General features: G+C 71.3%; 22 protein-coding genes, 1 tRNA gene and 1 pseudogene. 13 read left to right on the top strand and 11 right to left on the bottom strand.

Annotation, left to right across the window (positions count from 1 at the left end; translation table 11 throughout):
• Both HTZ82_RS24635 and HTZ82_RS24630 read right to left on the bottom strand, forming a co-directional pair.
• A pseudogene (locus HTZ82_RS24635) lies at positions 1-1,115 on the bottom strand (hypothetical protein); the annotation flags it as partial.
• A 10-nt stretch (positions 1,116-1,125) separates the two neighbouring features.
• On the bottom strand, positions 1,126-2,109 hold the full coding sequence (locus HTZ82_RS24630) for an SMI1/KNR4 family protein (RefSeq protein WP_175411616.1): 984 nt from the start codon (positions 2,107-2,109) through the stop codon (positions 1,126-1,128).
• Positions 2,110-2,338: 229 nt separating this feature from the next.
• Between HTZ82_RS24630 and HTZ82_RS24625 the strand changes: the two genes are divergently transcribed.
• Together HTZ82_RS24625 and HTZ82_RS24620 are read left to right on the top strand one after the other, a co-directional pair.
• Positions 2,339-2,983: a YwqJ-related putative deaminase gene (locus HTZ82_RS24625; RefSeq protein WP_175411615.1), complete on the top strand. Its 645-nt coding sequence runs from the start codon at positions 2,339-2,341 to the stop codon at positions 2,981-2,983.
• 11 nt (positions 2,984-2,994) lie between these two features.
• Complete coding sequence (locus tag HTZ82_RS24620; RefSeq protein WP_175411614.1) at positions 2,995-3,486, top strand: SUKH-3 domain-containing protein; 492 nt, start codon at positions 2,995-2,997, stop codon at positions 3,484-3,486.
• A gap of 11 nt (positions 3,487-3,497) precedes the next feature.
• Here HTZ82_RS24620 and HTZ82_RS24615 read toward each other — a convergent pair whose 3' ends face one another.
• A complete protein-coding gene (locus HTZ82_RS24615) occupies positions 3,498-4,883 on the bottom strand; it encodes a sensor histidine kinase (protein ID WP_175411613.1) in 1,386 nt (461 codons plus the stop codon).
• A gap of 156 nt (positions 4,884-5,039) precedes the next feature.
• Between HTZ82_RS24615 and HTZ82_RS24610 the strand changes: the two genes are divergently transcribed.
• The 8 genes from HTZ82_RS24610 to HTZ82_RS24575 all read left to right on the top strand — a co-directional run bounded on the left by HTZ82_RS24610 (position 5,040) and on the right by HTZ82_RS24575 (position 11,781).
• Positions 5,040-5,912 carry a hypothetical protein gene (locus HTZ82_RS24610; protein WP_175411612.1) on the top strand — a complete coding sequence of 291 codons (873 nt, stop codon included), beginning with the start codon at positions 5,040-5,042 and terminating at the stop codon, positions 5,910-5,912.
• A 6-nt stretch (positions 5,913-5,918) separates the two neighbouring features.
• Positions 5,919-5,989 (top strand) — tRNA-Gln (locus tag HTZ82_RS24605).
• Between the two features lie 142 nt (positions 5,990-6,131).
• Positions 6,132-7,637 carry a bifunctional UDP-N-acetylglucosamine diphosphorylase/glucosamine-1-phosphate N-acetyltransferase GlmU gene (gene glmU, locus HTZ82_RS24600; protein ID WP_175411611.1) on the top strand — a complete coding sequence of 502 codons (1,506 nt, stop codon included), beginning with the start codon at positions 6,132-6,134 and terminating at the stop codon, positions 7,635-7,637.
• A 113-nt stretch (positions 7,638-7,750) separates the two neighbouring features.
• On the top strand, positions 7,751-8,728 hold the full coding sequence (locus HTZ82_RS24595) for a ribose-phosphate diphosphokinase (RefSeq protein ID WP_175411610.1): 978 nt from the start codon (positions 7,751-7,753) through the stop codon (positions 8,726-8,728).
• Between the two features lie 257 nt (positions 8,729-8,985).
• Entirely contained in the window at positions 8,986-9,576 is a 591-nt protein-coding gene (locus HTZ82_RS24590; protein WP_175411609.1) for a 50S ribosomal protein L25/general stress protein Ctc, read from the top strand.
• 102 nt (positions 9,577-9,678) lie between these two features.
• Positions 9,679-10,275 carry an aminoacyl-tRNA hydrolase gene (gene pth / locus HTZ82_RS24585; protein WP_175411608.1) on the top strand — a complete coding sequence of 199 codons (597 nt, stop codon included), beginning with the start codon at positions 9,679-9,681 and terminating at the stop codon, positions 10,273-10,275.
• A 55-nt stretch (positions 10,276-10,330) separates the two neighbouring features.
• Positions 10,331-10,840, top strand: coding sequence for a hypothetical protein (locus tag HTZ82_RS24580; RefSeq protein ID WP_175411607.1), 510 nt, complete (start codon positions 10,331-10,333; stop codon positions 10,838-10,840).
• 182 nt (positions 10,841-11,022) lie between these two features.
• Positions 11,023-11,781, top strand: a complete 759-nt coding sequence (locus HTZ82_RS24575; RefSeq protein ID WP_175411606.1) for an LPXTG cell wall anchor domain-containing protein — start codon at positions 11,023-11,025, stop codon at positions 11,779-11,781.
• Between the two features lie 82 nt (positions 11,782-11,863).
• Here the strand turns inward: HTZ82_RS24575 and ppc are convergent, their stop codons facing one another.
• The gene (gene ppc / locus HTZ82_RS24570) at positions 11,864-14,593 is read right to left on the bottom strand and encodes a phosphoenolpyruvate carboxylase (RefSeq protein WP_175411605.1); all 2,730 of its coding nucleotides are present in this window, start codon (positions 14,591-14,593) and stop codon (positions 11,864-11,866) included.
• Positions 14,594-14,892: 299 nt separating this feature from the next.
• Between ppc and HTZ82_RS24565 the strand changes: the two genes are divergently transcribed.
• A complete protein-coding gene (locus HTZ82_RS24565) occupies positions 14,893-15,867 on the top strand; it encodes a fatty acid desaturase (RefSeq protein ID WP_175411604.1) in 975 nt (324 codons plus the stop codon).
• A complete protein-coding gene (locus HTZ82_RS24560; protein WP_254712078.1) occupies positions 15,867-16,541 on the top strand; it encodes a TetR/AcrR family transcriptional regulator in 675 nt (224 codons plus the stop codon). The genes HTZ82_RS24565 and HTZ82_RS24560 overlap by 1 nt, the downstream gene beginning before the upstream one ends.
• 141 nt (positions 16,542-16,682) lie before the next feature.
• Here HTZ82_RS24560 and HTZ82_RS24555 read toward each other — a convergent pair whose 3' ends face one another.
• The gene (locus tag HTZ82_RS24555; RefSeq protein ID WP_175411602.1) at positions 16,683-17,510 is read right to left on the bottom strand and encodes a trans-aconitate 2-methyltransferase; all 828 of its coding nucleotides are present in this window, start codon (positions 17,508-17,510) and stop codon (positions 16,683-16,685) included.
• Positions 17,511-17,642: 132 nt separating this feature from the next.
• On the opposite strand from HTZ82_RS24555, the gene HTZ82_RS24550 reads away from it, so the two are divergent.
• Positions 17,643-18,140 carry a MarR family winged helix-turn-helix transcriptional regulator gene (locus tag HTZ82_RS24550; protein ID WP_175411601.1) on the top strand — a complete coding sequence of 166 codons (498 nt, stop codon included), beginning with the start codon at positions 17,643-17,645 and terminating at the stop codon, positions 18,138-18,140.
• Here HTZ82_RS24550 and HTZ82_RS24545 read toward each other — a convergent pair.
• The 6 genes from HTZ82_RS24545 to HTZ82_RS24520 form a co-directional block, all read right to left on the bottom strand.
• Positions 18,099-18,866, bottom strand: a complete 768-nt coding sequence (locus tag HTZ82_RS24545; RefSeq protein ID WP_309235668.1) for a response regulator transcription factor — start codon at positions 18,864-18,866, stop codon at positions 18,099-18,101. The genes HTZ82_RS24550 and HTZ82_RS24545 overlap by 42 nt on opposite strands.
• A gap of 307 nt (positions 18,867-19,173) precedes the next feature.
• A complete protein-coding gene (gene galK / locus HTZ82_RS24540; protein WP_175411599.1) occupies positions 19,174-20,352 on the bottom strand; it encodes a galactokinase in 1,179 nt (392 codons plus the stop codon).
• Entirely contained in the window at positions 20,349-21,311 is a 963-nt protein-coding gene (galE, locus tag HTZ82_RS24535) for a UDP-glucose 4-epimerase GalE (RefSeq protein WP_175411598.1), read from the bottom strand. The genes galK and galE overlap by 4 nt, the downstream gene beginning before the upstream one ends.
• A complete protein-coding gene (gene galT, locus HTZ82_RS24530; protein ID WP_175411597.1) occupies positions 21,308-22,357 on the bottom strand; it encodes a galactose-1-phosphate uridylyltransferase in 1,050 nt (349 codons plus the stop codon). The genes galE and galT overlap by 4 nt, the downstream gene beginning before the upstream one ends.
• Before the next feature lie 149 nt (positions 22,358-22,506).
• Positions 22,507-23,199 (bottom strand): LuxR C-terminal-related transcriptional regulator, encoded by a 693-nt coding sequence (locus tag HTZ82_RS24525; RefSeq protein WP_175411596.1) that lies wholly within the window; start codon positions 23,197-23,199, stop codon positions 22,507-22,509.
• Positions 23,200-23,440: 241 nt separating this feature from the next.
• The coding region (locus HTZ82_RS24520) for a PQQ-binding-like beta-propeller repeat protein (protein WP_254712076.1) at positions 23,441-24,894 on the bottom strand (1,454 nt) is incomplete at its 5' end.

Here is a 24,894-nt window from a genome sequence, read left to right as displayed (position 1 = left end):
GCCTGGTCCACCCCCGCGCCCGGCGGAGGCGTCGCACCCGGAGGCGCGGGCGGCGGCCCCGGAGGCGGCGTCGCACCCGGAGGCGGCGTCGCACCTGGAGGCGGCAGCGGGCCGTCCGGGCCCAACTGCGCCACCAACTGCGTCGGTACGTAACCCCCGGCCGGCGCCCCCGGCGCCCCCGGACCCGACGCCGGCGCAGGCGCAGGCGCCGGAGGCGGCGTCGCCTCGGCGGGCCGCGCGCCCGGCGTACCCGGAGCACCCGGAGGAGGCGGCGGCGTCGCGCCCGTACCACCCCGCGTACCGCCCCGGGTACCGCGCGGCGGCAGCGTCGCCTTGCTCGTCGCCGCGTCCGCTATGTCCGCCGCCCGTACCGACTCGGGGTCCAGCGCCGGGGCCACCGCCGTACGCGGAAGCTGGCTGCCGCCCTGCATCAGCGCCGTCGGCGCGTCCGCCGGCACCGAGGGCGGCGGTGTGTCGTCATCGTCCGCACCGGCCAGCGGCGGCGCGAACACCGTCGCCGGCAGCGGTACGGAACCGTCCTCGTCGTCCGTCCGGGCGTTGACCGTGTCCCACGGCGAACCCACCGAAGCGCCGGCCGACGTGCCTGTGTCCGCCGCGGCAGGCTCGGGTTCAGGTTCAGGTTCAGGTTCAGGCGCTGCGTCCGCGGGAGCAGCCGCCACGTCGGCCTCCGCCTCAGCAGACGCGGGCGCCTCCGCCTCCCCGCCCGGAATCCCCATCCGGTCCGCCGCCTCCTGCAACCACTCCGGCGGCGTCAGCAGGAACGACGTCTGGTTCAGGTCGATCCGCTCAGGCACCGGCGCCGCCCCGGAGCCCGGCCCCGACGCGTCGCCCGCCGGCGCCCCGTACTCCTCCTCGTACCGCCGGATCACCTCACCCACCGGCAGCCCCGGCCACAGCGTCACCTCACCGCTGTCCCGGGCGATCACCAGCCGCTGACGCCCGCCGTCCGACACCGGGCCCTCCGGACGGTCCTCCGCCCACACCACGAACCCCAGCTCGAACTCCCGCACCCGCACCTCACGATGCTGGTACGCGGGCACATCGCCGTTGATCCACTCCTCGGCGCGCTCCTGCGCCTGCGCGAACGTCACCATCGGTCCGTCGTCACCCCTCGCCCGCGACCGGGACGGCCCGCGCGAAGCCGCCGTCCACCATCAGGTTCGCCACCGTCTCCAACTCCGGCGGACTACCCGCCAACCGCTGCAGAAACGCGTCGAAATCCGCACCGCACGGCAGCAGCAGCCGCTCCATGCGCTCCTGGATCACCGACCCGTCCCCGTCCCGCGCGTCGTCGTACGGACAGAACCACACCGACCCCGCACCGGACCCCCGCACCTTCACCGCGAGCAGCCCGCCCTGCACGTACCCGACGCCCAGAAAGTCCTTCGTCAGATGGTCCCGCAGGCACTTGTTGGCGTACACCAGGTCGTTGACCCCGGCCTCGTCCCGCACCGTGAAGAACGGCTGGTCCACCAGCAGCCCCAGCTCCGCGTCCAGCGCCACGCCGACCGGCGCGCACCCGCCCGCCGCCTTCAGGAACGACCGGTAGGCGCCCGGCAGCCGGTACCCCAGGTCCTCCTCCACGCCCTGAAGCTGCGCCTCCGACACCGCGACACCGCTCTTCGGCAGCCCGAAGTGCGCCGGGCGGGTCTCCTGGAGCGGACGCGTCCCCCGCTTCGCATGGTCCACGGCCGCCGTCGCCAGACCCCCGTGGTGGCGCAGCAGCGCCTTCACCTCCACCGGGACCAGCTCCATCCGCCGCGTACCCGCCACGTGGTGCCACGTCCAGCCGTGCGGCGTCGCCACCGCCGGGACCGTGTCCCACAGGGCGTGCCCCGAGGCGTGCAGCGCCGCGTTCGCCGACACGTAGTCCGTCAGCCGCAGCTCGTCCACACCGAAACCCTCGGGCGGGTCCGCGATCTCCGCCGCCGCGCGCGCGTACGCCGAGAGATCCGGGTAGCCGTCGGCATCCATCCGTACCCCTCCGGGGTGACGGGCGGCCCGGACCGGATCCGGGAAATGCACGACCTGCCCGGCGTAAGCCGCGTTCGGCGGCGCGGCTTGCTGCCCGAGCCGACCTGTCGTCATGGCGGTAGCCCCCTGCTGCTGCTGGCTGGTTCCGCACAGCCTATGCGGTAGGCCGACGGAGCCGACCCGCCCTCCACCACCGTGACCAAGGGTCACCCCCAGGTGACCCATCGACGATCTTCCGACACACCCGTGCCACGAAACCCCCACCACGTTTCCCAACACCTCACCCGATTTGGCAGGCTGTCCACGCAACTGGGGGATTGCACAGAGGGGAACACCACGCACGATGAGCACGCACACAGCGCAACCGGCCGGCACCGGCGCACCCGCGGGCACACCCGCGGGAACCACCGCCGCACCCACGGCCGGGATCCCCGGACCCGCCACAGCCGCACCCGGCGCAGCCGCACCCGCCACCGCACACGCAGCCTCCGCACCCATCGCCGCCGCTCACGGTGACCCGCGCCTCACCTGGAGCGCCGCCACCCCCGACCGCACCCCCGCCCTCCGCCACCGCCGCGACGGCATACTGCCCACCATCGGTGCCGCCCTCTCCGTACGCGGCGAGACCCTCACCAGCACCGCCGCACGCGGCAACCAGCCGCCCACCCTGCACCCGCTGGTCCAGGACTTCCTCGACACCCTCACCACCGGCCAGCGCGAACGCTTCAGCGGCCGCTGCCCCGAAGCCATCCTCGTCTCACGCCACCTCACCAGCACCGAGAACAACCGCTCCAAGCGCGCCCGCAGGAAACCCCTCACACCCGGCGAAGCGCGCCGCTCCCTCAAACACGCCAAGATCACCGCCCGCCGCATCCGCGAAGCCGGCGACCCCCTCCACGGCAGCTACGCCGCCCCCTGCCGCACCTGCGCCGCGCTCCTCGCCCACTTCGGCGTACGCCCCGTCGACCCCGCACAGCAGAACGGCTGACCCCACCCGCCATGCCCGACCTCAACACCACCCGCTTCTCCGTCGCCGTCGACGCCGCCCTGCGCGCCGCCGGCTGGCAACCCGGCCGCTGGGACATCAAGCAGGCCGAGCACTGGGCCGACACCCTCCGCGCCCACGTCTCCCCCGCCGGCCACCGCCACAGCGTCTTCCCCGCCGCCGTCGAAGCCTGGGCCGAGTTCGGCGACCTCCACATCACCACACCCGGCCCCGGCCGCCAGATCGCCCCCACGCCCGTCCACATCGACCCGCTCGCCGGACTCCACCTCGCCCGCAGCCTCGCCGACCTCGGCCGCGCCCTGGAAACCCAGCTCGCCCCGCTCGGCGCCGAAACCCCCGACCACCGCGCCATCCTCGCCATCGACACGGAAGGCCGCGTCTACAGCCTCGACCACGCAGGCGACTGGTACCTCGGACCCGACATCGACCACGCCCTCACCACACTCGTCACCGGCACCCACCCCGTACGCCTCACCAACCCCTGAGGCTCAGAGGCTCACACGGCGACCGGCAGCACCGCCGACACCCGGAACCCACCCGCGTCCGTGGGCCCCGACACGAACACACCACCCAGCCCGGTCACCCGCTCCCGCATCCCCACCAGGCCGTTGCCCCCGCTCGGCAACCCCGCGCCCGCCACCGCGGCGTCCGAAGGCCCGTTCTCCACCTGCACCGCCACCTCATCACCCCGATGCCCCAGCCGCACGACGACCTTCGCACCGGCCGCGTGCTTGTGGACGTTCGTCAACGCCTCCTGCACCACCCGGTACGCCGTCTGCTCCACCTCACGCGCATACGCACGCACCTCCCCCACCACCATGAGCTCCACCACCGTGCCGGCCGCCCGCGACTGCTCCACCAGCTCCTCGACACCGTCCAGCCCCGGCCCCTCCTCCACCACCGAACCCGCGGAAACCACCGACACCCCCGAGACTCCCGAGGCACCCGAGCCCCCGGCCACCTCCGACACCCCCGCGGCGGCCGCCGCCGCCCGCCCCACCGCCGCCAACGGCTCCCCAGCCGAACCCGCCGCCGCCCCCGCCGCCGGAGCCTCCGACCGCAGCACCCCCAGCATCTCCCGCAACTCCGTCAACGCCTGCCGCCCCATCTCCCCCACCAGCCCTGCGTTCTTGACCGCCTTCTGCGGATCCTTCAACGCCACCGCCTGCAACGCCGCCGCGTGCACCACCATCAGACTCACCCGGTGCGCCACCACGTCATGCATCTCCCGCGCGATCCGCGTCCGCTCCTCCGTACGCGCCAACTGCGCCCGCTGCTCCGCCTGATCGGCCAGCAACGACAACTCCTGCTCCAGGCTGTCCGCCCGCTCCCGCAGGCTCTCCATCAACCGCCGCCGCGCCCCTATATAGAGCCCGAACAACACCGGCGGAGCCGTCAGCCCCAGCGACATGAACAGCGACACCGTCGGCACGTACCAGGACCCCGGGTCGAAGTCCGCCGCCGCCACGTCCTGCCGCACCTGCACGAACGTCACCAACGCCACCGCCACCAGCGACATCCCCGCAAGCGCCGCGATGATCCGCCGCGGCACCTCCGACGCCGCCAGCGTGTACAGCCCGACCAGGCCCATCAGATAGCCCATCTCGGCCGGCGTGATGGCGATCGACACCAGCACGACCAGGATCGGCCACCGCCGCCGCACCACCAGCACGGACCCTGCCAGCAGCCCGAACACCACCCCCACCGGCACCGGCACGGCCGCGCTCGCCGCGAAGGACACCCCCTCCGCCGCACACTCCAGCGCGGACAGCACCCCGAGCGTGACGTCCAGCACCACACTCCGCCGCCGCCCCCACCACCACAGCCCGCGAGCGGCATCGGCCATGCCCGCGGCGTCCTGGTCTGCCCCCGTTGTGGTCATGTCTCCCAGACTACGGGCGGCCCCCTCACGCCCGCGCGCGAGCCTGTGAGCACAGAGACGGTCGATTCGCACGGGAAACAACCGGTAATCGCCCGAACAACTGAATCGCCCGCACATTCGACCCGGCGGGCTGGATTCCGGAACGAAGCTGTCCCCATGACAACTGCCACCGGCAAGTACGCCGACTTCGAATCCCTCCGCACCCAGGCCGTCGCGTTACGCAGGCAGGGCCTCAGCCGCCGCCAGATCCGCGACACGCTCCACGTGGACAACAACGACCTCCTCAATCGCCTCCTCGAAGGCGAACCGGCCCCGGAGTGGACCAAGCGCCCGAACGCCAAAGACGACCTGCGGGCGCGGGCCCGCGAACTGCGTACACAGGGCTGGACCTACGACCAGATCCAGGTGGAGCTGGGCTGCTCGAAAAGCTCGATCTCGCTATGGGTCAGGGACCTCCCGAAACCGGAGCGGAGGTCACCGTCCGACCAGGCGAAACTGGCAGCGCAGAAGCGCTGGGAACACGAACTCGCGGTGCGTGATGTCGTGCGCCGGCGCACGAAAGAGGAAGCACAGCAAGCAATCGACGAGATCACCGAGCGGGAACTCCTCCTCGTCGGGGTCGCGCTCTACTGGGCGGAAGGAGCCAAGGACAAGACGTACCAGCGTCGCGAGCGCCTGCACTTCATCAACAGCGACCCCAACGTGATCGCCCTGTACCTGCGGTGGCTCGATCTCCTCGGAGTCACACCCGACAGGTTGCGTCTGCGGGTGAGCATCCACGAGTCGGCCGACGTCAGCGGAGCCGAGAAGTTCTGGGCTGAACTTGCCGGTGTCGACGTCGCCGCGTTCCAAAAGCCCATCCTCAAGCGACACAACCCCAAGACCAGCCGCAAGAACACCGGCGAGGCCTACCGCGGCTGCCTGATCATCTACGTGACCAAGAGCGCCGATCTGTACCGTCGCATGGAGGGCACCTGGTACGGCATAGTAGGGGCTGCATCCGCAGCCGATCTCGGAAATCGGACATAGCGGCCATCCCGGGTCGTCTAAGGGCAAGACGTCAGATTTTGGCTCTGATCATGGGGGTTCGAGTCCTCCCCCGGGAGCCCATGCTCAGTTCGGGTCCTGACCTCCAAGGTCAGGACCCGTTCTCGTGCGCGCGGCGGCCGCGCAGGGCTCCCCCGGGTCACCCCGTGCCACCCCGGTATCCTGCGGATGTCCACCACCCGAATGCCGAAGGACCCCTCCGTGAGCGCAACCCTCCCCCAAGTTCTCGGCTCCGCTCGAACAGGGGAGACCCCCCTGGCCGCCGTCGTCGTCCTCGCCGCGGGTGAGGGCACCCGCATGAAGTCCAAGACCCCGAAGGTCCTGCATGAGATCTGCGGGCGTTCCCTCGTGGGGCACGTCGTCTCCGCCGCGCGTGAGCTGGACCCGCGGCACCTGTGCGTGGTCGTGGGCCATGCCCGTGAGCAGGTGACCGCGCACCTGGAGGAGCACTACGCGGGGACCCGTACGGCAGTGCAGTACGAGCAGAACGGCACCGGGCACGCGGTGCGCATGGCACTGGAGGAGCTCGGGGAGATCGACGGCACCGTCGTGGTGGTGTGCGGTGACACGCCGCTGCTGTCGGGCGGCACGCTCGGCGCGCTCGCCGCGACGCACGCCGCCGACGGGAACGCGGTCACCGTGCTGACCGCCGAGGTTCCGGACTCGACGGGGTACGGGCGGATCGTGCGGGACGCGGTGTCGGGTGCTGTGACCGCGATCGTGGAGCACAAGGACGCCACCGAGGAGCAGCGGGCCGTCAAGGAGATCAACTCCGGTGTCTTCGCGTTCGACGGGCGGTTGCTGGCGGATGCGCTGAGCAAGGTGCGGACGGACAACAGCCAGGGTGAGGAGTACCTCACGGATGTGCTGGGGATTCTGCGTGAGGCCGGCCATCGGGTGGGTGCGTCCGTCGCGGTGGATCACCGGGAGATCCTGGGCATCAACAACCGGGTGCAGCTCGCGGAGGCGCGTGCGCTGATGAACCGGCGGCTGCTGGAGGCCGCGATGACGGCGGGTGTGACCGTCGTGGATCCGGCGTCGGTGCAGGTGGACGTGACGGTGACGTTCGAGCGGGACGCGGTCGTCCACCCGGGTACGCAGCTGCTGGGCGCGACGCATGTCGCGGAGGACGCCGAGGTGGGGCCGAACACGCGCCTGAAGGACACGACGGTGGGGCGTGGTGCGCGGGTGGACAACGCCGTCGCGGATTCCGCCGTCGTCGGTGAGGGTGCGTCCGTGGGGCCGTTCGCGTATCTGCGTCCGGGCACCGTTCTGGGTGCGAAGGGCAAGATCGGTACGTACGTCGAGACGAAGAACGCGACGATCGGTGAGGGTACGAAGGTGCCGCATCTGTCGTATGTGGGCGATGCGACGATCGGCGAGTATTCGAACATCGGCGCGGCGAGCGTGTTCGTGAATTACGACGGTGAGACGAAGCACCACACGACGATCGGGTCACATTGCAAGACCGGGTCGGACAACATGTTTGTGGCTCCTGTCACGGTCGGGGACGGGGCGTACACCGCGGCGGGTTCTGTGATCACGAAGGATGTGCCGGCGGGTTCGCTGGCCGTGGCCCGTGGTCAGCAGCGGAATATCGAGGGTTGGGTGGCTCGGAAGCGGCCGGGGAGCGCGGCGGCGCAGGCTGCTGCGGCGGCTTCTCGGGAGGCCGGCGAGGCCGGTGGCGGAGCCGGTGGCGAAGGCTGACCGAAAACGCGTGCGCCTGACTCGGCGTACCGTGATACGTGCACACTAATTCGGCTGGTTCGCGGCGTACGGGACTCGCGGCGGCCAGAGAACACGTCTGAGGAGACAGTGCTGTGACCGGGATCAAGACGACCGGCGAGAAGAAGCTGATGCTCTTCTCCGGCCGCGCCCACCCCGAGCTGGCCGAGGAGGTCGCACATCAGCTGGGTGTCGGTCTGGTGCCGACGAAGGTATTCGATTTCGCCAATGGTGAGATCTATGTGCGCTACCAGGAGTCGGCGCGGGGTGCGGACTGCTTTCTGATCCAGAGCCACACGGCTCCGATCAATAAGTGGATCATGGAGCAGTTGATCATGATCGATGCGCTGAAGCGGGCGTCCGCCGCGAGCATCACGGTGATCATCCCGTCGTACGGCTATGCCCGGCAGGACAAGAAGCACAAGGGGCGCGAGCCGATCTCGGCTCGTCTGGTCGCGGATCTGCTGAAGTGCTCGGGTGCGGACCGGATTCTCACGGTGGATCTGCACACGGACCAGATCCAGGGTTTCTTCGACGGTCCGGTGGACCACCTGACGGCGCTGCCGGTGCTGGCCGACTACGTGGGTGCGAAGGTCGACCGCTCGAAGCTGACCGTCGTGTCGCCGGACGCGGGCCGTGTGCGGGTCGCGGACCGCTGGTGCGACCGGCTGGACGCGCCGCTGGCGATCGTCCACAAGCGCCGTGACAAGGACGTCGCCAACCAGGTGACGGTCCACGAGGTCGTCGGTGAGGTCGAGGGCCGGGTCTGTGTCCTGGTCGACGACATGATCGACACGGGTGGCACGATCTGCGCCGCCGCCGACGCGCTCTTCGCGCACGGTGCCGAGGACGTCATCGTCACGGCGACGCACGGCATTCTTTCCGGTCCGGCCGCCGACCGGCTGAAGAACTCGAAGGTGAGCGAGTTCGTGCTGACGGACACGCTGCCGACGCCGGGTGAGCTGGAGCTCGACAAGATCACGGTGCTGTCGATCGCGCCGACGATCGCGCGTGCGGTGCGTGAGGTCTTCGAGGACGGTTCGGTGACGAGTCTCTTCGAGGAGCAGGCGTAAGGCCTGGTCCGCTTCTGCTGTCCGGAGGGCCGCTTTCCCGTCGTGGGGAGGCGGCCCTCCGCTGTGGCCTCGTATCGCTGGTGATCGATTGGGTGTGTGTTCGGGGGGCGGGTAGACTGACGCAGTTGCTCGGCGAGGGAGGCCGTGGTTCTTTGTGACCGCGGCGGTCCGTTATCGACGCGCTCTTCGTAGCAGGCCTGTGCAGTCGTGGCCGAGTGACCGCGATTTGTCCGTCTGACGCATACGAGGAGTGCGCTATGTCCGAGGTGAAGATCTCCGCCGAGGCCCGTACCGAGTTCGGTAAGGGTGCTGCCCGCCGTGTCCGCCGTGAGAACAAGGTTCCCGGTGTTCTGTACGGTCACGGTTCCGACCCGCTCCACCTGACGCTGCCGGGTCACGAGCTGATGATGGCGCTCAAGACGCCGAACGTTCTGCTCGCGGTCGAGCTCGAGGGCAAGAACGAGCTGGCGATTCCGAAGGCCGTGCAGCGTGACCCGCTGAAGGGTTTCATCGAGCACGTCGACCTGCTGCTGGTGAAGCGCGGCGAGAAGGTCACGGTCGAGATCCCGGTGCAGACCGAGGGTGAGCTGGCCCCGGGTGGCAACCTGCTGGAGCACGTTCTGAACGCGCTGCCGGTCGAGGCCGAGGCCACGCACATTCCCGAGGCCGTGACCGTGTCCGTGCAGGGTCTTGAGGCCGGTGCCTCGGTCCTGGCGAAGGACATCACGCTGCCGAACGGTGTCTCCCTGGCCGTCGACGAGGACGCCGTCGTGCTGCAGGTCCTGGCCGCGCAGGCCGAGGAGCCGGCCGCCGAGGGCGCCGAGGGCGAAGAGGCCGCCGAGGCCTGAGCCTCCCGAGGCTGAGGCTGAGCCTGGGCCTGGGCCTGGGCCTGATGTTGTCGTGGGGGGTGCCCGGCACCCCCCACACCCCTTTCTTGGAGGCATACGCGGATGACGACGGACGCCAGTGCGCCCTGGCTGATCGTGGGGCTGGGGAACCCCGGGCCCGGGTATGCCGGGAACCGGCACAACGTGGGCTTCATGGTGGCGGATCTGCTCGCCGAGCGGATCGGCGGCGGCTTCAAGCGGCACGGCAAGGCGCAGGCGCAGGTGCTGGAGGGCAGGATCGGTCCTCCGGGTCCGGCGGGGCGGCGGGTGATCGTGGCGAAGCCGATGTCGTACATGAACCTGTCGGGTGGGCCCGTGGTGGCGTTGCGGGACTTCTACAAGGTGCCGACGGCGAACATCGCGGCGGTCCATGACGAGTTGGACATCGACTACGGGACGCTGCGGCTCAAGCTGGGTGGCGGCGACAACGGGCACAACGGGCTGAAGTCGATGACGAAGGCGATGGGTCCGGACTACCACCGTGTGCGGTTCGGGATCGGGCGGCCGCCCGGCCGGATGCAGGTCGCCGACTTCGTTCTGAAGGACTTCTCGTCGACGGAGCGCAAGGAGCTGGACTACTTCGTGGACCGGGCGGCGGATGCCGTGGAGTGTCTGGTCACGGAGGGCCTTGAGCGGGCGCAGTCCGCGTACAACTCCTGACGAACCGCCCCTCGGAATTGACCCGGCGCGGTCCTATGGCCAAGGATCGCGGGCCATGAGCCCGAAGAAGCGGACTTCCGTACTCCCGTACGCCCGTGTCGCCACGATGTCGCTGGTCGCGCTGTTGCTGGTGGCCGCGGGCGGGTGGGCGTCGTGGGGGACGGCGCAGCACGTGCTGCTGTCGAAGGGGCGGGTGCACGGCACGATCGCGGTGACGGGGTGCGGTGCCGAGGTGTGTACGGGGCGGTTCGTGCCGGAGTCGCCGGGGGCGTCGGCCGGGGCGTCGGCTGGGGCGTCGGCTGGGGCGTCGGCGCGTACGGACATGACGATCGCGCGGTCGGTGGCGGTGGAGAAGGGCGGCCGGTACGAGGTCGTCGTGAAGCCGGACACGCGGGAGCTGGTGCGTACGGGGTGGGCGGGCGGGCTGCACGCGTGGCTGCCGCTGGGCGGGGCGCTGGTGCTGGCGTCGCTGGTGATCGGCGGGGGCCTGCGGTGGACGCGGGTGGCGTGGGTGTCGGGGTGCGCGGGTGGCGCGCTGCTGTTGGCGTCGTTCTTCGCGTTGTGACGAAACCGGTGCGGTTCTCCGTACAACCAAACCAGATTTGACGTAACTGTTATCCGGAATGATCCGGGTGTTTGGGGCGTACCGCGTCGAAGGGGGTGCTTTCCCCTTGACGGGTGTGGTGGGCCGTCAGGAAGCTGGGCCGCCGCCCCCCACGGCCCCTCACCTCTCACGTTGGACTGCCCATGCGCACTCTTTCCAAGTCCGCCGGCGCGCTGGTGGCGGCTGCGGCCTGCTCGCTGCTGCTCGCTCCCGCCGCGCACGCCACGGAGACCTCTCCCGAGCTCCGCCAGCCGCTCCCCCGCACCGCCGATCAGGCGGACAACGCCGCTCCGATCCAGGGCAGGGCCCACTGCCCCGGTGTTCCTGACGGTCAGGACGGCTGGCACTTCGTGCTGCCTGGCGGCAAGGCCACGTTCGTGTCGCTGAAGGTGACCTTCGAGCCGGGCGGCACGCAGGAGATCACCGACTTCAGTGTGTTCGAAGGCGCTGACGGCAAGCACGCCTACGTGGGCTCCGAGCCCGGCGCGAAGCTGATGTCCGTGGAAGCGAAGATCGAGGGCAGTGTCCCTCAGGACAAGTTCAACCTGTCGCACACCTGCCCGGTCACCGCCCCGTCGCCGAGCCAGTCGACGCCGCAGACCCCCGGTCAGACGCCGTCGCAGACGCCGTCGGCGTCGGAGTCCCCGGCCGTGACGCCGTCGGCGTCGGCGTCCGGGTCCCCGACCTCGGGTCCCGTGGCGTCGCCGTCCGAGTCGGCTCCGGGTGGGGTCGCGCCGACGGCCGCGCCGTCCGCCTCGGAGAGCGCGGCGACCGGTGCGACCGGTGACCTGGCGGAGACCGGCAGCAGCGCGCCCGTGGGCGCCGTCGCCGGTGTCGCCGCGGCGCTGCTCGCGGGTGGCGCGTTCCTGGTGGTGCGCCGCCGCAAGGCCGCCCAGCACTGAGTGCGCGCGCCGTAGGCGCACAGCAGGGTGGGCCCCCGCCGGAGCGTTCCGGCGGGGGCCCACCCGTGTGTGCGGACCGGGGTCAGCCGGTGTTGCGGAGGCCCGCCGCGACACCGTTGACGGTGAGGAGCAGGGCGCGGGCGAGCAGCGGGTCGGCGGGCTCGTCGGCGGCGGCCGCGTCGCGCTGGCGCTTGAGGAGGGCGACCTGGAGGTAGGAGATCGGGTCCAGGTAGGCGTCGCGGATGGTGAAGGTCTGCTTCAGGACCGGCTGGGCGTCCAGGAGTTCCTTCTCGCCGGTGATCCGCAGGACCTGCTCGACGGTCAGGGCGTGTTCGGCCTCGATGGTGGCGAACACGTGCCGCAGGTTCTCCGGGACGAGGGTCTCGACGTAGTGGCGGGCGATCCGCAGGTCGGTCTTGGCCAGCGTCATCTCGACGTTGGACAGGAAGTTGCGGAAGAAGTGCCACTTCTCGTACATCTCGCCGAGTACGTCGTCGAGGCCGGCGTCGCGCAGGGCCTTGAGGCCGGAGCCGACTCCGTACCAGCCGGGGACGATCTGCCGGGACTGGGTCCAGCCGAACACCCACGGGATGGCGCGGAGCCCGTCGAGGCCGGCGCCGGAGTCGGGGCGGCGGGACGGCCGGGAGCCGAGGTGGAGTTCGGCGAGCTGGTCGACGGGGGTGGAGGCGAAGAAGTACGCGGGGAGGTCGGGGTCCTCGACGAGGCTGCGGTAGGCGGTGTGGGCGGCCTCGGAGACGGTGTCCATGGCGGCGTCCCAGCGGGCGAGCGCCTCGTGGGTCTGGCGGGGCCGGGTGTGGAGTGCGGACGCCTGGAGGGTGGCGGCGACCGTCAGTTCCAGGTTCTCGCGGGCCAGGGACGGGATGAGGTACTTGTCGGAGATGACCTCGCCCTGCTCGGTGACCTTGATCTCGCCTTCGAGGGTGCCCCAGGGCTGGGCGAGGATCGCGTCGTGCGATGGACCACCGCCGCGGCCGACGGTGCCGCCGCGGCCGTGGAACAGCCTCAGCCGGACCCCGTAGCGGTGAGCGACGTCCCTCAGCCTCCGCTGGGCGCGGTGGATCTCCCACTGGGAGGTGGTGATGCCGCCGAACTTGGAGGAGTCGGAGTAGCCGAGCATGACCTCCTGGACGTCGCCGCGGAGTGAGACGAGGCGGCGGTAGGAGGGGTCGGCGAGCATGTCGTTGAGGATGACGTCGGCGGCCCTGAGCTCGTCGGTGGTCTCCAGGAGCGGCACGATGCCGATCTTGGCCCAGCCGGCGTGCAGGTCGACGAGGCCCGCCTCGCGGGCGAGGACGGCGGCGGCGAAGACGTCGTCGGCGCCCTGGCACATCGAGATGATGTACGACTCGATGACCTCGGGCCCGAAGCGTTCGAAGGCGGCCTTGACGGTGTGGAACACGCCGAGGGTCTTCTGTCCGGCGGCGTCGAGGGGCGCGGGTGTCGGGGCGAGGGGGCGGCGGGAGCGCAGCTCCTTGGCGAGGAGCTTCTGCCGGTACTCGCGGGGCATGTCGGCGTACCGCCAGGACTCCTCGCCGAGCCGGTCGAAGAGCTGGCCGAGCGCGTGGTGGTGGGCGTCGGCGTGTTCGCGGACGTCCATGGTGGCGAGCTGGAGGCCGAACGCGGACAGGGTGCGGATGGTGCGGTCGAGGTGGCCGTCCGCGAAGAGGCCGCCGCGGTGTTCGCGCAGGGACGCCTGGATGAGGGCGAGGTCGGCGACCAGTTCGGCGGTGCCGAGGTAGTCGCGGCCTTCCTGGTGGGGGGTGCCCTTGGCGAGGCGGTCGCGGGTGTTGGTGAGCTTCTGCCGGATGCAGGTCGCCTTGAGGCGGTAGGGCTCTTCGGCGTTGAGCCGCTTGTAGCGGGGGCTGATCTCGGGGAGCCGGTCGAGGTCCTGCTGGAGGGAGTCGAGGAGCTCCTGGGTGGCGCCGGCGTAGCGGATGGAGTTGGAGAGCAGGCCGCGCAGCTCGTCGATCATGTCGATGGCGTCGGTGAGGCCGTGCTCGTGCTGGAGGATCAGCACTTCCCAGGTGACGGCGGGGGTGACGTTGGGGTTGCCGTCGCGGTCGCCGCCGATCCAGGTGCCGAAGGTGAGGGGGCGGGTGCCGGGGGGCAGCTCGACGCCGACGCGCTCCAGTTCCGCTGCGAGGTCCTCCAGGACGTCGCCGACGGCGCCGGCGTGCAGTTCGTCGAGGTAGTAGATGGCGTTGCGGGCCTCGTCGGCAGGCTCGGGCCGTACGACGCGGAGCTCGTCGGTCTGCCAGATGAGGTCGATGTTCTCGGCGAGGCGCAGGTCGTGGCGGCGCCGGTCGGCGTCGGTGACGGGCTCGTCGAGGAGGGCGGCGATACGGCGCAGCTTGTTGAGTACGGAGCGGCGGGCCGCCTCGGTGGGGTGGGCGGTGAAGACGGGCCGTACGTTGAGGTTCTTGACCGTTTCGCGTACGTGCTGGGGGTCGCCGTCCTTGAGCATGTCGGCCGTGCGGGCGAGGAGGCCGCCTTCGGCGGCGCGCTTCTCGCGCATCTCGCGGCCTCGGTGGACCTGCTCGGTGACGTTGGCGAGGTGGAAGTACGTCGAGAAGGCGCGGACGAGCCTGGCCGCGGTCTCCAGTTCGGTGCCGCGGAGAAGTTCGGCGGCGGCTTCGCCGTCCTCGCGGGTCAGGCGGCGGACCTTCTCGACGAGGTCGAGGAGTTCGGGTCCTTCCTGGCGTACGAGGGTCTCGCCGAGCAGGTCGCCCAGTCGGCGGATGTCGGCGCGCAGCTCGGCGCTGGCGGAGGGGGTCTGGTCGGCACTGCTCACAGGTGCGGCTCCTTGCAGTGATGAGCACGTCTGGAGGGGTACTTCTGTGGTGTCCCCGGGCATGCCCCTTCGAACAACTGGCCGTTTTCGCGAGGCGACGCCTCGGGGAAGCTGCGGACCGCGCTGTCCGACGGCACCCAGGATAGGTGTCCGTCCGGGCCACGCCGTCAACAGCCCTCTTGCTGCGGGCCCGCTCGCTGCCATACTTACGACGCCGTAGGTTACGGGACCGTAGCCATGTGCTCGCGTGTCCCCCTTCGTGTCCTTTCCGTCGTTTCCTCACCCCCCAGGGGACCCCTATGACCACCAGCCCCGAGGTGCTTCGGCGCACCGAGCAAGATCCCGAGCTGCCATCAGCGACGCTGGGCGGCGACAACAAGCGTTCGATCGAGCAGATCACCCTGCTGCTGTTCATCACGGTGCCGTTCCTCGCCCTGGTGGCGGCGGTGCCGCTGGCGTGGGGGTGGGGGGTGAGCTGGCTGGATCTGGGGCTGATGACGGCGATGTACTTCATCGGCTGCCACGGCATCACGATCGGTTTCCACCGGTATTTCACCCATGGGTCGTTCAAGGCGAAACGTCCGCTGCGGATCGCGCTGGCGGTCATGGGGTCGCTGGCGGTGGAGGGGCCGCTGGTGCGCTGGGTGGCGGACCACCGCAAGCACCACAAGTTCTCGGACGACGAGGGCGACCCGCACTCGCCGTGGCGGTACGGGGAGACGGTGCCGGCCCTGCTGAAGGGCCTGTGGTGGGCGCATATCGGCTGGATGTTCGACCAGGAGCAGACGCCGCAGCAGAAGTACGCGCCGGATCTGATCAAGGATCCGGCGATCCGCCGGGTCTCCCGCCAGTTCGTGCTGTGGACGGTGGTGTCGCTGGCGATCCCGCCGCTGGTGGGCGGCCTGGTGACCTGGTCGTGGTGGGGCGCGTTCACGGCGTTCTTCTGGGGCTCGCTGGTGCGGGTCGCCCTGCTGCACCATGTGACGTGGTCGATCAACTCGATCTGCCACGCGGTCGGCAAGCGCCCCTTCAAGTCGCGTGACCGCTCCGGCAACGTGTGGTGGCTGGCCGTCCTGTCGTGCGGCGAGTCCTGGCACAACCTGCACCACGCGGACCCGACGAGCGCCCGGCACGGCGTGATGCGCGGGCAGGTGGACTCCAGCGCGCGGCTGATCCGCTGGTTCGAGAAGCTGGGCTGGGCGTACGACGTGCGCTGGCCGTCGCAGGCCCGGATCGACGCCCGGCGCCAGGACAGCTCCGCGAACGCGGCATGATGGACGGCGTGGCGATCGACGGCAGTGGCAGTACCAGCAGCGACAAACCCAGGCGTGGCCGCCGGGTCCGGATGACGGGCGCGGAGCGCCGCCAGCAGCTGCTCGACATCGGCCGGACGCTCTTCGCCGAGCGCGGCTTCGAGGGCACGTCGGTGGAGGAGATCGCGGCGAAGGCCGGGGTGTCGAAGCCGGTGGTGTACGAGCACTTCGGCGGCAAGGAGGGGCTGTACGCGGTCGTGGTGGACCGCGAGATGCGCCAGCTCCTGGAGATGGTGACGGGCGCGCTGACGGCGGGGCACCCGCGGGAGCTGCTGGAGCAGGCGGCGTTCGCGCTGCTGGACTACATCGAGACGTACACGGACGGCTTCCGCATCCTGGTGCGGGACTCGCCGGTTGCGCAGTCGACGGGTACGTTCGCGTCGCTGATCTCGGACATCGCCACGCAGGTGGAGGACATCCTGGGCCTGGAGTTCAAGGCCCGCGGCTTCGACCCGAAGCTGGCGCCGCTGTACGCGCAGGCGCTGGTGGGCATGGTCGCCCTGACGGGCCAGTGGTGGCTGGACGCCCGCAAGCCGAAGAAGGCCGAGGTGGCGGCCCACCTGGTGAACCTGGCCTGGCACGGCCTCGACGGCCTGGAGCCCAAGCCGCGCCTGATAGGCCACCGCAAGAACTGAGGGCCGTACGTGCGGGCCTCGTACGACATGACTGAGGGCCGGGTCTCCGCGCGCCGACGGCGCCGGGGCCCGGCCCTCTGAGGTTGCGCCAACGCGGGCCGAGGTCGCGCTAACGCGGGCGTCACGCCTGGGGCCCGGGCATCAGACCTCCTTGTGGGCCACGGCGAAGACCCTCCGGAACGGGAAGACCGTGCCGTGCGGGCCGGGCGGGTAGGCCTTGCGGAGGAGGTCGCGGTACTGGGAGAGGAACTCCGACACCGCCTCGCCGTCGTCGTCCAGGGCCGTGATCACCGGGCGCAGGGCGGTGCCCTTGACCCAGTCGAGCACGGGGTCCTCGCCCTGGAGGAGCTGTGAGTACACGGTCTCCCAGACGTCAGCCGAGCAGCCGAGGTCGGTGAGGCGGCCGAGGTAGTCCGCGGCCTCCAGGATGTGGACGAAGCGCCGGCCGTGGTCGGCGAGGCGGGAGCGCCACTGCGGGGTCTCGCACAGCTCGCCGAGGAGGGCATGGCTGGGCGAGGTGAAGTTGGCGGGCACCTGGAAAGCGAGGGTGCCGCCGGGGACGAGGCCGTCGAGCCAGACCGCGAAGGACTCCGGGTGGTTCGGCACCCACTGGAGCGCGGCGTTGGAGACGATCAGGTCGTACGGCTCGTCGGGCGTCCAGTGGGCGGCGTCGGCGCGGCGGAAGTCGAGCCAGCCGCCGCCCGCCGTGGTGCCGGCGTGTTCCTTGTCGGCCTGCTCCAGCATTTCGCGGGACAGGTCGAAGCCGGTGATGTGCGCGTCGGGCCAGCGGTCGGCGAGGAGCGCGGTGACGTTGCCGGGGCCGCAGCCGATGTCGGCGATCCGGGCGGGGCGGCCCTCCCGGGTGGCGGGCAGTTCGGGAATGCGGGCGAGCAGGTCGAGAAACGGCCGGGTGCGGTGGCCGGAGTGGCGCAGGTACTGCTGTGGATCCCAGATGGGTGCGGAACGCACGGTCAATCCCCCTTGCTGGTAAGAGATACCTAAGCGGAACGTTGCTCCGGCGGGGCCCTGCTCAATCGTCCGGATACATACATCTTGACATCAAGAGACTTCATGTCGACAGATCCCCTACACTGATCAGTCATGGAGGACGAGGTCGACCGGTTGGTCGCTGCATGGCGCCGCGAGCGCCCGGACCTCGACGTGGAACCGCTCGAGGTGCTCAGCCGTGTCTCCCGGCTGGCCCGCCATCTGGACCGGGCACGGCGCATCGCCTTCTCCGAGCACCACCTGGAGCCCTGGGAGTTCGACGTCCTCACGTCGCTGCGCCGCGCGGGCGCCCCGTACCAGCTCTCCCCCGGTCAGCTCCTCACACAGACGCTGGTGACATCCGGCACGATGACGAACCGTATCGACAGGCTCGCGAAGAAGGGCCTGGTGGAGCGGCTGCCCGACCCCACCGACCGGCGCGGCGTCCTCGTCCGGCTCACCGACGAGGGGCGGGACCGCGCCGACCAGGCCCTCGCCGGGCTCCTGGAGCAGGAGCGGGCCATCCTGGGCCGGCTGTCCCGCGCCCAGCGCGCCGATCTGGCGGGGCTGCTACGCCAGCTGACCGCCCCGTTCGACAACATCCCCGGCTGACTCGGCGGGCCCCACGCCCGCCCGCCGGGCCAGGGCGACCGCGGCCAGCGTGGAGTGCACGCCCAGCTTGCCCAGCACGTTCTGCATATGCGTACGCACCGTGTGCGGGGACAGGAAGAGCCGCTCGGCGACCGCCTTCCGGCCGAGCCCCGCCACCATGCAGCGCAGCACCTCGCGCTCGCGCGGCGTCAGCGACTCCACCAGCCGCTCGCTCTCGGTGCGGTGCTTGCGGGCCGCCGTCAGCTCCCGCAGCACACCCGTCAGCAGCGCGGGCGCCAGATGCGTCTCGTCGCGCAGCACGCCCCGGATCACACCGAGGAGCCGCTGCAGCGAGCAGTCCTTGGCGACCCACCCGGACGCCCCCGCCTGGAGGGCGAGTGCCGCGCGGCGCGGGTCGTCCTTCTCGGCGAGCACGACGGTCCGTACGGTCGGCTGGGCCTGGCGGACCCCGGCGACCAGCGATATGCCGTCGACGATGCCGTCCGCCCCGCCGCCGTCCGGGACGACACGGGCCACGGCCTGCCCCGCGCCCGCGCCGAGGTCGGCGTCGACGAGCAGCACGTCGAACCTGCGGCCCTCGGCGGCCGCGCGGTCCAGACAGCGCAGCGCGGCGGGACCGCTGCCCGCCGCCGACACGTCGACATCGGGCTCGGCCGCCAGGGCGGCGGCGAGCGACTCGGCGAAGATGCGGTGATCGTCCACCACGAGCACCCGGATACGGACCACTGACACCCCCAAGCGTCGAGGAAGCGACCGGCAGCCGCGGGTACGGCGCCCGGAATGAGGCGTTCACCTGAGCGCACGGCCGCCGCCGCGCAGTGACCGCTCCCCCACCCCGGGCGTCGTACCCGGCTGTCTCGCCCCCTGATCAGCACCGGCCCCCACCGGTGCTGTGCATCAGCGTACGGCCGTACGGGCGCCCCGGAAGCCGATTTGCAGAACTGACCGACCAGGGTGTTTCCCGTGTGTCAGCTGTGTCGTAACGGGGCGGAAATCGACTGCCCAAGATCGCTTACGGGGCTTTCCGCCCGGGTCACAGGAGTCGGCGCGCTCCCTCCGACGCCACCGCCGGGAAGATCCGCGGCGCCGGGTACCCGGCCGCCGCGAACGCCGCCTCCACGGCCGCCGCCACCGCGTCGGCCGCGTCCGCCTCCACCAGGACGACCGCCGAGCCGCCGAAGCCGCCGCCCGTCATCCGCGCGCCCAGGGCGCCCGCCGCGCCCGCGGCCGAGACGACGAGGTCCAGCTCCGGGCAGGACACCCGCAGGTCGTCCCGGAGCGAGACGTGCCCCTCGTCCAGAACGGGCCCGACCGCCCGTACGTCACCGGCGTCGAGCAGGGCCATGGTGCGCGCGACCCGGTGGTTGTCGGACACGACGTGCCGCACACAGGCGCGGACCGTCGGGTCGGCCAGCCGCTCCAGGGCGTCCGGGAGCTCCTCGTACGCGACTTCGCGCAGCGTGCGCACACCGAGCGCCCGCGCGCCGGCCTCGCACCCGGCGCGCCGCTCGGCGTACGCGCCGTCGCCGAGCGCGTGCTTGACGCGCGTGTCGACGACCAGCAGCCGCAGCCCGTGGGCGTCGAGGTCGAACGGGACCTGGCGGCACGTCAGGTCGCGGGTGTCGAGGTGCAGGAGGTGGCCGTCGGTGCAGCAGGCGGACGCCATCTGGTCCATGACGCCGCAGGGCACGCCGACGAACGCGTTCTCGGCGCGCTGCGCGAGCACGGCGATCCCGGGTGCGGTCAGACCGAGCCCGTACAGGTCGTCGAGCGCGAGGGCCGTGACGACCTCCAGGGCGGCGGACGAGGACAGTCCGGCGCCGGTCGGGACCGTGGACGACAGGTGGATGTCGGCGCCCGTGACGGCCGTGTGCCCGGCGTCGCGCAGCGCCCACACCACGCCGGCCGGGTAGGCGGCCCAGCCGGTGCCGGCGCCGGGCGTCAGGGACGTGACGTCCAGGTGGACGACGCCGCCCTGGCCCGGGCCCGTGCCGGCCTCGGCGGAGTGGACGCGGAGCACGCCGTCGGTGCGGCGGCTGACGGCGGCGACGGCGGTGTGCGGCAGGGCGAGCGGCATCACGAAGCCGTCGTTGAAGTCGGTGTACTCACCGATGAGGTTGACCCGGCCCGGGGCCGCCCAGACGCCTTCGGGCGCCGTGCCGTACAGCTCCTGGAACTGGGCGGCGACCTTCTCCGCCGCTGCCGCGCTCACGCTCCGGTCCCCTCTCGGCGGGCGAACGCCCAGGCGTCCTCGACGATCCCGGCGAGGTCGGCGCGGGACGGCTTCCAGCCGAGCCGCTCGTGCGCCCTGGCGGCCGACGCGACCAGGACGGCCGGGTCGCCGGGGCGGCGGGCGGCCATGACCTCGGGCACCGGGTGGCCGGTGACCTCGCGGACGGTCTCGACGACCTCGCGCACGGAGAAGCCGTTGCCGTTGCCGAGGTTGCAGATCAGGTGCTCGCCCGGCGTGACGGCGTCCATGGCGAGGAGGTGCGCCTCGGCCAGGTCGGCGACGTGGATGTAGTCGCGGACGCAGGTGCCGTCCGGGGTCGGGTAGTCGTCCCCGTACACCGAGACGGACGCGCGGCGGCCGAGGGCGACCTGGAGGACGAGCGGGATGAGGTGGGACTCGGGGTCGTGGCGCTCGCCGTACCGGCCGTAGGCGCCCGCCACGTTGAAGTAGCGCAGGGACGCGGCGGCCAGTCCGTGGGCGGCGGCCTCGCCGCCGATCATGTGGTCGACGGCCAGCTTGGACGCCCCGTACGGGCTGGTGGGGACGGTCGGGTCGGTCTCCGTGACCGGCGTGGAGACCGGCTCGCCGTACGTCGCGGCCGTGGACGAGAAGACGAGGCGGCGCACGCCCGCTTCGCGCATCGCGGCGAGCAGCGCCATGGTGCCGCCGACGTTGTTGTCCCAGTACTTCTCGGGCCGCGCGACGGACTCGCCGACCTGGGAGAACGCGGCGAAGTGCAGCACGCCGTCGAAGGACGGGTCGAGGTGCCGGGCGGCGTCCTGGACACGGCCCTCGACGAACGCGGCGCCGTCGGGGACGCCCGCGCGGAAGCCGGTGGACAGGTCGTCCAGGACGGTGACGTCGTGCCCGGCCTCCAGCAGATGGGCGGCGACGACGCCGCCGACATAGCCGGCGCCGCCGGTTACCAGGTACTTCATGATGCGCTCGCTACCTCTCGCAGTCGCCGGGCCGCGGCCTCCGGCGGCACGTCGTTGATGAACACACTCATGCCGGACTCGGAGCCCGCGAGGAACTTCAGCTTGCCGGAAGTGCGGCGGACGGTGAAAAGCTCGAGATGCAGTGCGAATTCTTCGCGCCGCGGGTCGCCGAACGGCGCCTGGTGCCAGGCGGCGATGTACGGAGTGGGCGGCTCACCATCCCCGAATATCCGGTCGAAGCGTCTCAACAGTTCCAGATAGACCTGTGGGAACTCCGTGCGCGCGCCGTCGTCGAGTGCGCGCAGGTCGGGGACGCGGCGCGTCGGGTAGAGGTGCACCTCGTACGGCCAGTGGGCGGCGTACGGCACGAACGCGGTCCAGTGGCCGGTGGCGAGGACCACCCGTGCGCCGTCGGCGCGTTCGCGGGCGACCAGGTCGTCGAAGAGGTTGCCGCCGCCCGTGCGGGCCCGGTGCTCGTCGAGGGAGCGGAGCATCAGGTCCGTACGGGGCGTGGTGAACGGGTAGCCGTAGATCTGGCCGTGCGGATGGCCGAGGGTGACACCGATCTCGGCGCCCCGGTTCTCGAAGCAGAACACCTGCTCGATTCCGGGGTGTGCGGCGAGTTCGGCGGTGCGGTCGGTCCAGGCGTCGAGGACGAGTGCGGCCTGCGCGGGCGTGAGGTCCGCGAACGACGCGTCGTGGTCGGGCGTGAAGCAGACGACCTCGCAGCGGCCCGCGTCGCCGGAGAGGGAGGGGAAACGATTCTCGAAGACGACGACCTCGTAGTCGTCGGCCGGGATCTCGGAGTGCCGGCCGTTGCGGGACGGGCAGAGCGGGCACGCGTCGGCGGGCGGGTGGTACGTGCGGCCCTGGCGATGGGAGGCGACGACGACGGAGTCGCCGAGCAGGGCGTCGTGCCGGATCTCGGACGCGGTGGAGACCGGGTCGAGCGGGCGGGGGTCGGCCGCGTCGCGTACCGCGTCGTCGCGGGAGTCGTAGTACACCAGCTCGCGCCCGTCGGCGAGCCGGGTCGGGGTCTTCTTCACTCGGGCTCCTTGCAGCGCCACGACCAGAACCATCAATCAAACAGAACCACACACAAGGAACCACAAACAAACAGCAGCGTCAATGAGAAAGGGCCGTACGGCGCGGGAAGCGCCGTACGGCCCTGGGTGGCCTGCGGTGACCTGGCGGGTCAGTACTGGTGCGGGATCCTCAGGACGTCCGCGGCAGCGCGGTCGAGGAGGCCCGTGCGGGCGGCGAGCGCGGCGGCCTCCAGCCTGGAGCCGACGCCCAGCTTCATCAGGACCCGCTGCACATGCGTGCGCGCCGTGCTCGGGGCGATGCCCATACCGGCGGCGATCAGCCGCGTGTCCTCGCCCTCGGCGACCCGCACCAGGACCTCCACCTCGCGGGGCGTGAGCATCTGGAGGAGCCGCTGGCCCTCGTCGTCGGGCTTGGCGGCCGGGTTGAGCAGCTCCGTGAACGCCCCCTGGAGCAGTTGCGGCGCCACCGCGGCCTCGCCCGCGCGGGCCTTCATCATGGCCCGCTCGACGCCCTCGATGCGCTCGTCGTGCCGTACGTACCCGGAGGCGCCCGCCGCGAAGGCCGCGGCGATACCGCGGGGGCTGGGCACGGGCCCGAGGACGACCACGGCCACCTGCGGGCGGTCGCGCTTGATGCGGACGACCGGGTCGAAGGCGCCCGGCTCGGCGGGGGTCGCCGTACCGAGGAGGCACACCTCGGGGGCGCGGCTCACGACGAGTTCGGCCGCCCCGGCGGCCGGCGCGGCGGCGGCGAGCACCCGGTGCCCGCGCAGCTTCAGGGCCGAGGCGAGCGCCTCGGCGAGCAGGCGGTGGTCGTCGACGACCATCAGCCGCACGCCCATTGAGAACCCCCATCCCCTTGTCCCCGTGGAGATGACCCCCCGGCCCTCCATGACCCGGCAAGCTACACGCTTGTTCGACGTTCTGCGCCCCCTACTGGTGAGAAGTCCCCCACAATGTCGAATTCTTCGCCAATCAGGGCTACTTGAGCGGACGCAGGCTGACGCCGCGCAGGCGCCCTCCCTACGGAACGGCCCGGCGCATCGGGATGATGCGCCGGGCCGTCGGACCGCTTCCGTCCTGCTACTTCGTGGTGAACGCCAGGACCAGGTAACGGGGTTCGCTGCTGCTGCCGTACGGCTTCGACAGGAACCGGTCGGACACGTAGAGGCGGCCGTCCCGGTAGATCAGCTCACGCTCGGCGAGCGTCCGGGTCGCCATGCGGATCGTCCGGTCGGCGGGCGTCTCCAGGAGCACGGTCTGCTCGAAGCTGCCGCCGTCGATGCTGACGATCTGGGGGCCCTTGTCGTACGGCGTGGCCTTGTACGCGATGAGGTTGTTGCCGTCCATCCGCACCGGCCACAGCTCGCTGCGGTCCCCGGCGTCCGCCTTGTCGGTGGTGGGCTTGCCGGTGGCGAGGTCGAAGGAGACGATCTCGTTGGTCCGGCCGGACTCGTCGCCGCCGCCCTCGTGCTGCTCCGTCGGCACGTAGATCCGGCCGTTGCCGACCACGACCTTCTCGCACTTCTCGACGTCGGTCTTCGGGCACTTGGCATTGAACCGCTCGGCGTCGACGGCGATCTTCGCCTTCAGCTTGCCGCTGGTCTCGTCGATCGAGAAGAAGTCCGAGATGCCGGAGCCGTCGCCCGCCGAGTCACCGACGTCGGCCGCCACGACCAGGGGCTTGCTCGACACGATCGACGCGTACTCGACACCGGCCGGCATCTTGTACGAGGAGGCGGGCGCGCCCGTGGTCGGGTTGAGGCTCTGGATCACCACCCAGCCGCCGTCGGACGCGCCGCACTTGCGGACCGCGACGAGGGCCTCGCCGCCGCCGTAGCCGGTGTCGCGGCAGCGTTCGGCGTTGTCCTCGTGGCGCCAGTACTCCTTGCCGGTGGCGAGGTCCCAGGCCGCGCCGCCGGACGTACCGCCGGCCGCGACGGTGTCGGCGCCGATCGTGACCTCGTCCCAGGACATCTTGCGGTCGCCGATGGTGCCGCCGGTGATGTTCTTGCTCCACAGGAGCTTGCCGCTGTCGAGGTCGATGACGCCGACCTCGCTGCACGGCGGGTACTTCTTCTCCTTCGTCGGCTTGGCCGGCTTGAAGAGGATGGCGGTCTTGTTGTCCTTGACGTGCCGCGAGGCGCCGCACGCCTCACCGGCCAGGTCCAGCTTCCACAGCTGGGTGCCCTTCTCCGGGTCGTAGCCCACGACGGAGTCGACGCCGGTCTTGGCGTACGTCTTGTCCGTGAGCCAGGAGCCCGCCGTCTGCGTCGAGTCGGTGACGACGGCCGCGGGGACCTGGAAGGCCACCTTCGCCTGCGTGTTGGCGGGCGGCTTCTCCTTGCCGCCGCCGCTGGGGCCGCTGTCGCCGCCGCCGTTCTCGCCGCCCTTGCCGCCGCCCTCGGTGGCGCCGGAGCCGCCCTGCGCGACGGGCTGGTCGTCGCCCTTGGTGGCGGAGTAGACGACGCCGCCGCCGATGATCAGGACGACCGCGGCGGCCGCCGCGATGATGATCTTCAGGTTGGTGGACAGCT

The sequence above is a fragment of the Streptomyces sp. TRM64462 genome (assembly GCF_013362995.1).
Lineage (GTDB): Bacteria > Actinomycetota > Actinomycetes > Streptomycetales > Streptomycetaceae > Streptomyces.
Note: the sequence above shows the minus strand (reverse complement) of the source record. Positions and strands in the feature narration are given on the sequence as shown.